The sequence below is a fragment of the Pygmaiobacter massiliensis genome (genome assembly GCF_900199435.1).
GTDB classification, from domain to species: Bacteria; Bacillota; Clostridia; order Oscillospirales; family Ruminococcaceae; genus Pygmaiobacter; species Pygmaiobacter massiliensis.
In genome coordinates, this window is the sequence record NZ_OAML01000003.1 from 437434 (window position 1) to 450158 (window position 12725).

Below are 12725 nucleotides of genomic sequence, written 5' to 3' on the forward strand. Positions count from 1 at the left end.
GTAAAAATCAATTATTTGAATGCTGTTACATGTTTCTTGTATATAAAATGTGAAAGCGCTATTGTGATATCGAAGCAGATGATAAAATTGGGTCACCAAACGTCGATGCAGGAAAATCTTCTTTCCTTGCTGTGTCTGCGTGATGGCAGAGATATTTCTCATCATGTAAATTTTTCTTTATTGACAGAGAGGATGGAATACATAAAAAAATATTTAAAAAAAGTTACAACTCTATTAATGGTAATGATGTGCGTAGGAGAAATTAGTATAACAACAAATGCAGCATGGGACGGTATTTTTGACTCAAACGACAATATGAATTTTCAGGATACGTTGCATGGAAAACACCTTTATACGGATAGCTCTTTTAGTGTTTCACTAAACCAATATACTTCTGGAATGCCTATTAGTGGAACACGCATATCGACATGGAAAACAAATGCAGACGCTACACAGTTATGGGAAACCCGAATGGGGCCGCGGATTCCCAAAGAAGTTTTGTTGTTGCCGAATACCAATACAGATGTGACACTTAATGTTGTACGTAGTAATAGTGGCACACAATTAGCAGCTAACCTATATCCGCAAATAGGAAATTATTATAATGATACGGTAATGATTAAGAATGAAATTAATGCGGCTTCCAATTTTTTATCATATATAATTACTACTCAGAGCCGTATTACGAACGGAGTGACATATCGCTCATTAAATTTAACAGTGTCCTCGCAGCCTACACCAGCGTCTGATGGGAAAGGAACTAGCAAATACTGTGAATTTAATACGGGGAGTAAACGGTTTTATGAGAAAAATGGTTAATTTGTATCATTTAATTCCATCAGTACCACGTTGGAAAAGCAAAGTTCTGTCAAGATTTTTGATATTATTGTTCCTCCTTTTGCTATGCATAACAATGTCAGGGTGTAAAAAATTAGATAATAATCCATCTTCTCCATCGGCTTCACATCAGATGGATTTTCTTCAGCCACAGCAAGATGAAAAATCATCGTTGGAATTGGTTACTTCAAAATCTGGGATGGCATATACAAAATATGCCGGAACAGAGGCGGGTTACTATGAAGTCTTGACAAACACGGATGGAAGCGGCAATATCCTTTACACTGATTACTCTTCCAGAAAAACTATCTATCTTTCCTCGCAGCCGGATTCGACACACAATGACAGTACCGATGAAAGTTGGATAGAGTCGGTAACTGGCGGCTCGTCAATTTTTACAGTAAACAACAAATTATATATTGTAAAAAGAGGGAAACCAGAATTGGTAGCCGCATATGGAGATGCCGGTCAAGCATTGTTCTTACAAATGGAGTTAGACGGTTCATCTCGAAAAAGTGCAAAGTTGAAGCCGAACGAGCGGTTTGTGGATAGGAGTGCTATGGTTTCCGATGGGCAACAAATATTTTTTTTGCTTTATCGTTTTGATGAACACGGCAATGCGTTTGAAAATCTTGTTTTATCCAGCCTAAATATTGATACGATGCAGTTGCAGGATGTGACTATATTTCCACCAGAACAGTCAATGTCGATTATTGGAGTGAGCGAGGACAGTATTGTTTTTCAATTTGCTCGAAAATTCGATTCATCTGTTGATAAAGACTACGATACTTATATGGAAAGCTTTTCATATCAACTCTTGAGATACTATCCCTATGACAAATCCGTAAAGCTAGAGCCGTGTTTTACTTGGGACCCATCTATTATCAGTGGAATAGTATATAAAAATAAATTTTATTTTTATAATACCTTAACCAATGAGCTGAAATTTTTTGATTTTCATGAGAAGCGGGAAGCTTTGTTAGAAAAAACTATACAGCCCAATAATAGTGCCTATAACCAAATTGCATTAACAGGCGACGTAGTAGATGACCATTTGTTTTTCAACTGCACCAATCCACAAACTGGAGAAAGCCAAAAAATATCTTACAATATAAAAACAAATACAATTATAGAACATTGCCTAGTAAGTAACGGAAAATTTGTAGGGATATTTGAAGAAAACACCGATTATTATCTGGTAATGACTGGAGAAAAGAGCATTCAAACACCGGATATTTCACCAGATGGTTCTCCTTTTTTTACTGACCGGATTGTGTTCGAGTTTTCGTTAATTGAAAAGTCGGATTATTGGGCAAATAAATCTAATTATTTGCCTATTGATGACACTCTGGTGTATGGATTCTGATCAGTGGTCTCTGACTGTTTTTAAGTGCATATCAGTCTAAGAGGAAAATAATAAAGAGCTGGCCATTTTCCACAACTGCCATTTGAGTATTACAACAAAACATCTTGCTTTATGTAAGATGTTTTGTTGAATTTCTCGCATCCTCAATCAATAGGTCATAAGAAAAGAAAAATGGAAATATGAGAATAAAACTTTTCCCTTCAAGCACTGCAAACTTCGCTCTCCGGCTATGTAGGACAAGAGTTTGATCTGGAAATCCGCAGAGTGAATGCTGGAATTTACAGAGAAAACACCGTTTGCTACGAACTGGAAAACAGCCACATCCACATGTTTGTTCTCCTCGATCTATATGGGAGTACGATGGGCAAACTGCGCAGATTGACTACCTAATTGTCACGCGCAAGCACCGGTTTGTATTGGAATGTAGAAATCTTTACGGCAATATCGAAATTAACAATACCAGGGACTTTATTCGGACAATGCCGGCAGGACGCGGTTTTAAAAAGAGGGCATTTATTCACCCATCACACAAAATCACCGTCATTTAGAACTGATCAAACAGATTCGTTCAGACCAAAAAACAAATCTTTTATCGAAAGCACTCTTTAAAAAACATTTTCATGAAAATTACCGCTCGTTGGTGGTCCTTTCAAATTCTAAGACGGTTTTAAATGCGAAATTCGCAAAGAGGGAAGTCAAAGAGCGAGGCATCCGGGCCGATCCGTTGGCTGAATATATCCGCAGAATCGACGCAGATCCCAAAGCGAATACTATAAGCGAAAGAGATATGGAAGAGCTTGCTTATTTCTTTCTCAGCGTTCATAAGCCTTGTGAGGTTGACTATACTGCCAAGTTTAAAGCGAATATAAAAGAAACTCAAAAGCCAAATTGCCAGCAGCCTCAGCCAGAATTCAAGCCGACAGAAGGCGAGATTAAAATATTGTGTTCAAAGTGTGACGCAGGCGCACCGGGGTGGCAGGCTGTGCACGGTTGTAGCATGTTGCAGGCACTCAGTAGACAACAAGAAATACATGAATATGAAGCGCTTGAAGGCTATCCTTGATGGCACATCCATTGTGGGATAACCAAATTATTCCTGGTACTGTAAACTAATTTGCGCATCATTCTTGATACTACCGAATCGGCGTCATTGTGTCTGAAATTTTTCTTCGACATTTTACCCTTTGCATGCTTTTTATTACTGCAAAAATAGCAATATATTTCTTGCCACTTTTTGTCGGCTGTGGTACAGTATGCGTAAGTATAAAATGAATTTGAAAACAGAGCGTAAAAAAGCATGCTCTGATTGCCAGATTGAGAACGCGGGTAAAAAAACAACGTTGTTTGTGCCCGCGAATGAACAGGCAATTGTAAAGGAAGGAATGAAGAAAAATGAAAAAATCAAAAGGCTTTATTGCAGAATTTAAAGAGTTTATCTCTCGTGGCAATGTATTAGACCTGGCCGTAGGCGTCATCATTGGTGGTGCATTTACTGCGATTGTTACCTCTTTGGTGAATGATGTGGTTATGCCGGTGATTGGCTTATTGATTGGCGGAATCAGCTTTTCTGACCTCAAGTATGTTATCACGCCGGCTACTGGCACCACGGATGAAGCTGCCATCTACTACGGCAACTTCATCCAAAGTGTTGTTAACTTTTTGCTCATCGCGCTGGTTGTATTTATTGTTGTAAAAGCGATGAATCGCTTTCGCCACCAAAAGCCGAAAGAAGCGCCCAAGCCGGCAGCGCCTTCTGAAGAAGTGCTGTTGCTGCGCGAAATTCGCGACTTGCTCAGCCAGCAGGAGAATCCGCAAGAATAAGCGGATATTGCCAGTGGACAAAAGCGGATATGGCTATAAACAAAAGCTACCTGCCCTTGTTAAAAAGGCGAGGTAGTTTTTGTTTATGTTGTAAAGCAGCTGATTTCGTTTTTAGACGCGCAGCATGCGGTAGCCCACGCCGATGTGCGTTTGGATATACTGCGGCGAGTTGGGCGCGCTTTCCAGTTTTTTGCGCAGGGTTGCCATAAACACGCGCAAAGAGGCAATGTCATTGTCCCAGCTGCTGCCCCATATTTCTTTGGTGATATAGGTATGGGTAAGCACCTTGCCTACATTTTTGGCAAGCAGACGCAGTAGCTTATATTCAATTGGCGTGAGGTGCATCTCTTCGCCGTCCAGATAAGCGCAACCAGCGGCATAGTCGATGGTCAGTGCTCCGTTTTGGAATACCGTCTGCTGAGAGGTGATCAGTCCCTCCGCAGCAATCAAACGGCGCTGGGTTACGCGCAGCCGGGCAAGCAGTTCTTCCACCGAAAATGGCTTGGTTAAGTAATCATCTGCCCCGGCATCAAGCGCATCAATTTTATCGGTATCCTCACTGCGTGCACTAAGCACGATGATGGGCATAGCCGACCAGCTCCGTATTTTTCGAATAATCTCGATACCATCCATATCGGGCAGACCAAGGTCCAGCAGAACGATGTCCGGGTTGTGCGAGACTGCCTCTAAAATGGCGGCTTCGCCAGTGGAGGCAGAAAGAAACCGGTAGCTTTGGGTTTCCAGTGTAGTGGTGATGAGGTTACGTACCGCAGTGTCATCTTCCACCACTAAAATAAGCAGTTTATTCATGTAGAGTCACCTCTTCTTTGGGCAGTGTGAAGCGAAAGGTTGTGCCGTGTGGCTGGTGGTCGAGCACGAAAATTTCACCGCCGTGCGCATTGATAATCGATTTGCAAAGCGCGAGCCCCAGCCCAAGGCTGCGGCGGCTATCGGCCACCTTGACCCCAACGGTATAGAACATATCGAAGATACGGGGTTTTTCGTCTTCGGCAATGCCGGGTCCATTATCAGAAATTTCTACAACCACCTGTGTTTTTGTCACGGTGGTAGCAATTTGTATTGCAGCGCCCGGTGGCGTGTATTTGATGGCATTGTCGACGATATTAATGACCACCTGCACGATGAGCCTGGCATCCACTTTCGCAAGTGCCAGTTCGTCGCCCTGTGTGACCAAAAGAGGATGCTCGGATTTTTGACGATTCAGATGCCGCAATGCTTCAGCGATAATATCGTCCATCAGCTCCGGCTTAAGCCGCAGGCTCATACTGCCGTCTTCAATCCGGGTGACAGAGAGCAGGTTTTCCACCAGATTGATGAGCCAGAGAGAATCGTCATAGATGCTCTCATATAGCTGGTGCCGTTTTTCCACAGGCAGCGTAACATCGCTGGCAAGCAGCACCCCCGCATTGCCCGAGATAGACGTAAGAGGCGTGCGCAGGTCGTGCGAGATGGCCCGCAGCAAGTTGGCTCGCAGTTGCTCGTTTTTGGCAAGGATCGCCGCCTGTTCTTTTTCGTGCGCAATCTGTGCGTTTTCCAGCGCCATCGCACATTCGCCCAAAATAGGTTGCAGCATGCTGCTTTCTGGGGCCTCTAAGGGATGGTCGTGCATGACAATGCCCGCTACACCGTAAACCTTATAGCCGATTCGCACCGCCATGTAAAGGCACTGCGCACTCGAAAGGGTGTCAGTGGTAGCGCCTGCGCGTTTGTTGTTTTTTAGTACCCACGCCGCGACAGCCTGCTCGTTGGGCGAAAAGTAGGCTTCCTCCAGCTGATTACCTTCCAGTGGAAAGCTGCGGGGCGGGGCAAGTTTGCCTTTTTCTACTGGGAAAAAAATGATGTCCCGATTCAATAAGCGATTGAGCTGGGTGGCGGCAATCGAGATGATTTCCTCCTTGCCATCGGCTTTTTGCAAGGCCTGATTGGTGTCAAACAGCACCTTCATGCGATAAGCTGCCTGTGCCGATTGACGTGCCTGCTCTTTGATACGCAGCGCAAGATTACTGGTGAGCAGTGCGGCCAGAAACATGATAAGAAAAGTGGCCGGATATCCGGAATCTGATGCGTTAAAAGTAAAGCGCGGAGCGGTGAAGAAAAAATTAAAAATAAGTACACTCACGGCGGAAGACACCATGCTGTATGTGCGCCGTGTGGTAACGATGGAGCAGAGCAGCACGCCTAAAATATAAACAGTAATGACGTTGGCTTCGCTAAAGCCTAAATTATAAAACAAAAAGCCGATGAGGGTAGCGCCGACTAAGATACCTACGCTTTTGAGCAGGTCGGCAAGCAGAAACGTTTTACAGGACGTAGCTGCCTTTTTTGAACTGTATCGGCGGGCATTTTTGTCGGGAATGATATAAATGTCCAAGTTTGGTGCGTAGGTGGTCAGCAGCTCGGTGAGCGTTGGTTTGCTGAAAATGGTTTTTCGCTTGGCATTATAACGCCCCAGCACAATTTTAGATACGCCGGAAAGGCGGGCAAACTCAGCAATCTGAAATGCCACATCCTCGCCGTAGGTGGTTTCGATAGAAGCACCCAGCTGCTCGGCAAGATGGATGTTTTTACGCAGACAGTCTTTATCCTCCTCGGTCATGGCGGCAAAATCCGGTGTTTCTACAAACAGCGCAGTAAAGCTGCCGCGAAACGCCTGTGCCATTCTTGAAGCGGTGCGGATAATTTTTGCATTGCTCGGTGAGGAGGAAAGACAAACGAGAATGTGCTCATCGGTAAAATACTCGTTATTGCTTTGAATGCGTGCCTTGTCGGAAAGCCGATTGATTCGGTCTGCGCAGCGGCGTAGTGCAATCTCGCGCAGCGCAATTAAATTTTCTACACTGAAAAAATTACTCAACGCGCATTGGGCCTGAGTTTCTTTGTATATTTTGCCTTCATTAAGCCGGTCAATCAGTTCTTGCGGCTCAATATCCACCAGTTCAACCTGAGAAGCATCGTCAAACACCTTATCGGGAATGCGTTCCCGTACAGTTACACCAGTAATAGAGGCCACTACGTCGTTTAGGCTTTCGATATGCTGTACGTTAACCGTGGTGTAAACGTCAATGCCCGCGCGCAGCAGCTCGTTTACGTCTTGATAGCGCTTTTTATTGCGGCAGCCCTCTGCGTTGGTGTGGGCCAGTTCGTCTACCAGAACCAGCTGCGGCTTGCGGGCAAGCGCAGCATCTACATCAAACTCTGCAAGCTGAATACTGCTGTGCCGCACCGTTCGCGGGGGCAGCTCTTCCAGCCCGGGCAGCAGCGCCGCCGTTTGTGGGCGCGGGTGAGGCTCGACATAGCCGACCACTACGTCCACACCGCGTTTTTTGGCGACGTGCGCCGCTTCCAGCATGGCATAGGTTTTGCCCACCCCGGCTGCATAGCCGAAAAATATCTTTAAATGGCCCTGCGCTGCGGCACGGTCCTGGCTTTGTATCGCCCGCAGCAATTCGTCCGGGTTCGCTCTTGGGGGTTCCATAGCGAGGCATCTCCCTTACATTTTATTTTCTATTGTACCGCAAAGACGTTTAAAGCGGTGTAAATAACTGCAAGCTGACATTAAGATAACATAAAGATTATAGCACCGCAAAAAAGACAAATCCAGCTTTTGTACCACGTGCAAGGCGCAAAACAAAAGCTGGATTATTTTATCTTTTAGCATATAAAACAGAAAACTAAGCGGGCTGCAAAATGCCGTCCAGCATCAAATTTACGCGCAGCACATTTACGGTTTCTTCTCCAAAAATACCGAGGAATTTACCGGTACTGCATGCCGATACAATTTCTGCAACTTCTGCTTCAGTTCGACCAGTGGCGGCAGCGATGCGGGGGATTTGATAGGTGGCAGCAGCGGGGGAGATGTGGGGGTCGAGCCCGCTGCCAGAGCTGGTTACAAGGTCGACCGGGATAGGCGTATCAGCCATCTGGGGGTTAGAGGCGCGCAGCTTTGCGGTGCGCTCAGCTACAAGCGCCTGGTACTCTTCGCTGGCGGGGCTAATATTTGAGGGCGCAGCGTAAAGCAAAGCTTCGCCGTTTTCGTCCCGGTAGGTCATCACGTCCAGCTGCATGATGCGCCCCCACATGTGCGCGTCGTCTGTGTATTGCTGCCCCAGCAGGGCACTGCCATATTTGACACCGTTCACCTCAATAATGCTGCCGTTTGCCTGATGTGGAAAAAGCAGCTGGGCAAGGCCTGTAACGGCTCCGGTGTACAAAATACCGCATAAAACGGTAAACGCTAAAAATAAAAGCGCTGCACGCGGAAAAATGTTTTTCATTGTTTTCATCCAAGAAAACCTCCTGTAAGCTTAAAACGAGCGGGTGAACAAAACAAAGAACTGCCAAAGTCGATGGCCTTGGGGATAAAATCAGCCTGTAAAAAGGGACTGTGTGCTTAGGCTAGGCCACAGACAGTCAGCAGAACATCGATTAGTTTTACGAAAACAAAAGGTGCTGCAAAACCACCCAGCCCGTAAACCAGCAGGTTGCGCGACAGTAGCTTACCGGCCGGTACCTCGCGGTAGCGCACGCCTTTCAGCGCGAGCGGAATCAGCGCAATAATAATCAGTGCGTTGTAGATAATGGCAGAGAGCACTGCGCTTTGCGGCGAGGTGAGCCCCATGATATTCAGTGCGCCAAGGCCGGGGTAAAGCCTCATAAACAGGGCGGGGATAATCGCAAAATATTTGGCGACGTCATTGGCAATCGAAAAGGTGGTCAGCGAGCCGCGGGTCATCAGTAGCTGCTTGCCAATGCGTACAATGTCAATCAGCTTGGTGGGGGAGGAATCGAGGTCTACCATGTTGCCCGCTTCTTTTGCAGCCTGGGTGCCGGTGTTCATCGCTACTGCAACGTCGGCCTGTGCCAGTGCGGGCGCATCGTTGGTGCCATCTCCCGTCATTGCCACAAGATGCCCCTTTGCCTGAAAGTCGCGAATCATATTAAGCTTACCCTCCGGCGTTGCCTCGGCCAGAAAATCATCGACGCCAGCTTCTGCGGCAATTGCAGCCGCAGTCAGCGGATTGTCGCCGGTGATCATAATAGTTTTGATGCCCATCTTGCGCAGGTCTGCAAATTTTTCCTGCACACCCTGCTTAATAATGTCTTTTAGATGAATTACACCGAGGATGCGACGGTCCTTTGCCACCACCAGCGGGGTGCCGCCCTGACGTGCAATCTCTTTGACGATGCGGGCACATTCTTCGGAATAACATCCACCCGTAGCTTCTACATAAGCGCGGACGGAATCTGCTGCACCTTTGCGTATTTCGTGCCCGTCATAATCCACACCACTCATTCGAGTGGCAGCGGTAAAGGGAAGAAAGGTCATGTTTTTATCTTGCAGCGTTCTGCCGCGCAGGCCGAATTTTTCTTTTGCCAGCACAACCACACTGCGGCCCTCTGGGGTTTCATCTGCAAGCGAAGAAAGCTGTGCGGCATCAGCCAGCTCCTGCGGCAGGGTGCCGTCAACCGGCAATAAGTCGTGCGCCTGCCGGTTGCCCAGCGTAATGGTACCGGTTTTATCCAGCATCAAAATATCTACGTCACCCGCCGCTTCGATGGCGCGCCCGCTCATGGCAAGTACATTTGCCTGATTTAAGCGGGACATACCCGCAATGCCGATAGCGGAAAGCAGCGCACCTATCGTGGTGGGGGCAAGGCAAACCAGCAGCGCTACCAGCGTAGTGACAGAAGTAGGATTTTCGATACCTGCCAGCTTTGCCGAAAAAGCAGAATAAGTATAAAGCGAGAGCGTAACAAGGATAAAGATAATGGATAGTGCAACCAGAAAAATTTGCAGCGCAATCTCGTTGGGGGTCTTTTTGCGGGCGGCACCTTCGACCATCGCAATCATTTTATCCAGAAAGCTTTCGCCCGCTTCGCTTGTTACTTGTACCACAATCCAGTCAGAAAGCACAGTTGTGCCGCCGGTTACAGCACTGCGGTCGCCTCCCGCCTCGCGGATGACCGGAGCGGATTCGCCAGTGATGGCGCTTTCATCCACCGAAGCCGCGCCCTCGATGACCTCACCGTCTGCGGGAATCTGTTCCCCTGCTTTTACAAAAACAAGGTCACCTTTTTTTAGCTGCGCAGAAGAAATTATGGTAGCCTCGCCTTTGCGGTCCACAGCGGGTATTTTATGTGCATCCACATCTTTTTTTGCAGCGCGCAACGCGTCTGCCTGCGCTTTGCCGCGGCCCTCTGCAATGGCCTCAGCAAAGTTGGCGAAAAGGCAGGTAAACCAAAGAATTACTGCGATAGAAAGGGTGTAGCCGGAAGGGGCATCCATGATGCCGAACAGCGAGGCGACCCACAAAACAGTAGTAAGAATTGCAGAAAGGTAAACAAGAAGCATCACGGGATTTTGTGCTTGCGTTTTGGGCGCCAGCTTGAGAAAAGAATCTCGCACGGCACGGCCGAGCATGGCTCGGTCGGCGAAGGTGCTTTTAGATTTGGTTGACATTTTGCGTGCCTCCTTATGCGATACTGCCGAAAAATTCAGCAAGAGGTCCCAGTGCAAGCGCGGGGAAAAAGCTCAGCGCGCCGACCAGTAAGACGATAAAAATCAGCAGAAAAACAAACATGCCGTTGGTAGTAGAAAGGGTGCCGGCAGTAACGGCAATCTTCTTTTTTTGTGCTAGGCTGCCAGCAATGGCAAGTGTACCGATGATCGGCAAAAACCTTGCAAACAACATGACAATGCCGATAGAAAGATTTAAAAACACAGTGTTTGCATTAAAACCTGCAAAGGCGGAACCGTTGTTGCCGCCAGCGGAAGAATAGGCATATAACATCTCTGAAAAGCCGTGTGCGCCACCGTTGTTCAGGCTTTGGGCTACTTCTGGCACAATCGCTGCAATGCCGCTGCCAGCTAGGATTGCAACCGGGGTTGCAAGACAGACAAGCACGGACCATTTCATCTCATACGGCTCAATTTTTTTGCCGAGGAATTCAGGCGTTCGACCTACCATTAGCCCAGCAATAAAAACGGTGAGAATTGCAAATGCAAGCATTCCATAAAGGCCGCAGCCTACGCCGCCAAAGATAACCTCGCCCAATTGCATCAGCAGCATGGTAACCATACCACCCAGCGGGGTAAAGCTGTCGTGCATGGCGTTGACAGAGCCGTTGGAAGCCGCAGTGGTATATGCTGCCCAGGTGGAGGAGCCTGCAATGCCGAAGCGGCACTCTTTGCCCTCCATATTGCCGCCCGCCTGCCCCACGGCAGAAAGGTTGACTGTACCGTTTTGGGCCAGCTGCACGGTGCCAGACTGCTCGCTGACCGCAATACATCCAATCGCCACCACAAGGCAGAGAAACATCGCCATAAAAATAGCAAATCCCTGTTTTTTGTTTTTTACCGCTTCGCCAAATGTAAAGCAAAGTGCGACAGGAATCAGTAGAATAGAGGTCATTTCAAGAAGGTTCGTAAAAGCGTTCGGGTTTTCGAGCGGGTGTGCCGAGTTCACACCGAAAAAGCCGCCGCCGTTGGTGCCGGTTTGCTTAATGGCAACCTGGCTTGCAGCAGGCCCCATGGGTACAAATTCGCGCGTCACTACCGTGGCACCCGGCACTTGCGTACCGTTTATTGTTACAGTGTTGGTTTTGGAGTCTATCACGGCGCCCGAAAGCAGTTCACCTTCTGCGCTGATGGCTACGGGCTCGAGCAGGGTGACAGATTCGGCACCTTTAAAGTTTTGCACCACGCCGCCACCCGCCAGCGCAACCGCAAGTACAAGGTTTAGCGGCAAAAGAATATGTACCACAATGCGGGTCAAATCTACCCAGAAATTGCCGAGATGTTTTTCTTTGACTTGGTTGAAGCCGCGAATCAGCGCAAACAGCACCGCGATACCGGTGGCGGCAGAAACAAAGTTTTGCACCGTTAAGCCCAGCGCCTGGGTAAGGTAGCTAAGCGTAGACTCACCGGAATACGCCTGCCAGTTGGTATTGGTTACAAAACTTGCGGTAGTGTTAAAGGCAAGGTGCCAGCTGGGGCTACCAATCCCTTGCGGATTGCCGGGTAAAAAGCCCTGCAAAAGCTGCAGCAGAAATAAAAAAACGAACCCGATGCCCGAAAACAGCAGCACCGAAGCCGTATACTTTTTAAAGTCCATCTGTTCCTCTTTGCAAACACCGCTGAGCTTATAAATGAAATTTTCGCAGGGGCCAAGCAAAGGGGAAAGGAATGTTTTTTCTCCAAACATCACCTTTTTGATATAACGCCCCAGCGGTACCGCAAGTACAAGCAATACCGCAAGGTAACATAGATAGGGAAATATAGTTTGCAGCATCATTGTGAATCCTCCTAAATCTGCCAAAACGACAAAACAAAGCTACAATAACAAAGCATACCGCGCGGCATCTGTGTGGCCGAGCGTAAAAAGTGCGCGTGTCTTGCTAGTTTTTATCCCCGCGCATGAGCACATTCAGATAATAAGCAAGCAGAGCAATTGCTGCAATGCCAATTAGTACGATCAAAACTTGCATGGTAACCCTCCTCGTTTTTGAGCTGTTGTAAGCATAGCACGAGGCTTCTAAAGTTGGTGTTAATGTGCAAGCTGGGCCATTAAGACGGTATAAAGAGAGGTGGAAGACCTCCCTGACTATAAAAAAGGGCAAACAAAAAGCAAAGGCCCCGTTTTATTACGGGTACCTTTGCTTTTTGTTGGAGAAGATTGCG

The 12725-nt window shown here is 47.4% G+C and carries 10 protein-coding genes; 5 read left to right on the forward strand and 5 right to left on the reverse strand.

Going from position 1 to position 12725, the window contains the following annotated elements; all coding sequences use genetic code 11:
* Positions 1-63: 63 nt before the first annotated feature.
* The 5 genes from C1A11_RS06710 (at position 64) to mscL (ending at position 4024) form a co-directional block, all read left to right on the forward strand.
* A complete protein-coding gene (locus tag C1A11_RS06710) occupies positions 64-819 on the forward strand; it encodes a hypothetical protein (RefSeq protein WP_145995730.1) in 756 nt (251 codons plus the stop codon).
* Positions 803-2203 carry a hypothetical protein gene (locus C1A11_RS06720; RefSeq protein WP_145995731.1) on the forward strand — a complete coding sequence of 467 codons (1401 nt, stop codon included), beginning with the start codon at positions 803-805 and terminating at the stop codon, positions 2201-2203. Before C1A11_RS06710 ends, C1A11_RS06720 begins: the two co-directional genes overlap by 17 nt.
* Positions 2204-2499: 296 nt before the next feature.
* Entirely contained in the window at positions 2500-2751 is a 252-nt protein-coding gene (locus C1A11_RS14065) for a nuclease-related domain-containing protein (protein ID WP_145995732.1), read from the forward strand.
* Between the two features lie 239 nt (positions 2752-2990).
* Entirely contained in the window at positions 2991-3266 is a 276-nt protein-coding gene (locus C1A11_RS13695) for a hypothetical protein (protein ID WP_145995733.1), read from the forward strand.
* Between the two features lie 329 nt (positions 3267-3595).
* Entirely contained in the window at positions 3596-4024 is a 429-nt protein-coding gene (gene mscL, locus C1A11_RS06730; RefSeq protein ID WP_102049725.1) for a large-conductance mechanosensitive channel protein MscL, read from the forward strand.
* Between the two features lie 111 nt (positions 4025-4135).
* Here the strand turns inward: mscL and C1A11_RS06735 are convergent, their stop codons facing one another.
* The 5 genes from C1A11_RS06735 to kdpA form a co-directional block, all read right to left on the reverse strand.
* Positions 4136-4834, reverse strand: a complete 699-nt coding sequence (locus C1A11_RS06735; protein ID WP_102049726.1) for a response regulator — start codon at positions 4832-4834, stop codon at positions 4136-4138.
* Positions 4827-7520: a sensor histidine kinase gene (locus C1A11_RS06740; RefSeq protein ID WP_102049727.1), complete on the reverse strand. Its 2694-nt coding sequence runs from the start codon at positions 7518-7520 to the stop codon at positions 4827-4829. Before C1A11_RS06740 ends, C1A11_RS06735 begins: the two co-directional genes overlap by 8 nt.
* A gap of 196 nt (positions 7521-7716) precedes the next feature.
* Positions 7717-8328 carry a K(+)-transporting ATPase subunit C gene (gene kdpC / locus C1A11_RS06745; protein ID WP_102049728.1) on the reverse strand — a complete coding sequence of 204 codons (612 nt, stop codon included), beginning with the start codon at positions 8326-8328 and terminating at the stop codon, positions 7717-7719.
* A 107-nt stretch (positions 8329-8435) separates the two neighbouring features.
* Positions 8436-10505: a potassium-transporting ATPase subunit KdpB gene (gene kdpB, locus C1A11_RS06750; RefSeq protein ID WP_102049729.1), complete on the reverse strand. Its 2070-nt coding sequence runs from the start codon at positions 10503-10505 to the stop codon at positions 8436-8438.
* Positions 10506-10518: 13 nt separating this feature from the next.
* Positions 10519-12336 (reverse strand): potassium-transporting ATPase subunit KdpA, encoded by a 1818-nt coding sequence (gene kdpA, locus C1A11_RS06755; RefSeq protein ID WP_102051022.1) that lies wholly within the window; start codon positions 12334-12336, stop codon positions 10519-10521.
* Positions 12337-12725: the final 389 nt, after the last annotated feature.

What these genes read in the sequence shown, in the direction of transcription:
- kdpC (WP_102049728.1), bottom strand. Translation starts at nt 8,328, where the DNA reads ATGAAAACAATGAAAAACATTTTTCCGCGTGCAGCGCTTTTATTTTTA.
- C1A11_RS06740 (WP_102049727.1), bottom strand. Translation starts at nt 7,520, where the DNA reads ATGGAACCCCCAAGAGCGAACCCGGACGAATTGCTGCGGGCGATACAA.
- C1A11_RS06735 (WP_102049726.1), bottom strand. Translation starts at nt 4,834, where the DNA reads ATGAATAAACTGCTTATTTTAGTGGTGGAAGATGACACTGCGGTACGT.
- kdpA (WP_102051022.1), bottom strand. Translation starts at nt 12,336, where the DNA reads ATGCTGCAAACTATATTTCCCTATCTATGTTACCTTGCGGTATTGCTT.
- C1A11_RS13695 (WP_145995733.1), top strand. Translation starts at nt 2,991, where the DNA reads ATGGAAGAGCTTGCTTATTTCTTTCTCAGCGTTCATAAGCCTTGTGAG.
- C1A11_RS06720 (WP_145995731.1), top strand. Translation starts at nt 803, where the DNA reads ATGAGAAAAATGGTTAATTTGTATCATTTAATTCCATCAGTACCACGT.
- mscL (WP_102049725.1), top strand. Translation starts at nt 3,596, where the DNA reads ATGAAAAAATCAAAAGGCTTTATTGCAGAATTTAAAGAGTTTATCTCT.
- kdpB (WP_102049729.1), bottom strand. Translation starts at nt 10,505, where the DNA reads ATGTCAACCAAATCTAAAAGCACCTTCGCCGACCGAGCCATGCTCGGC.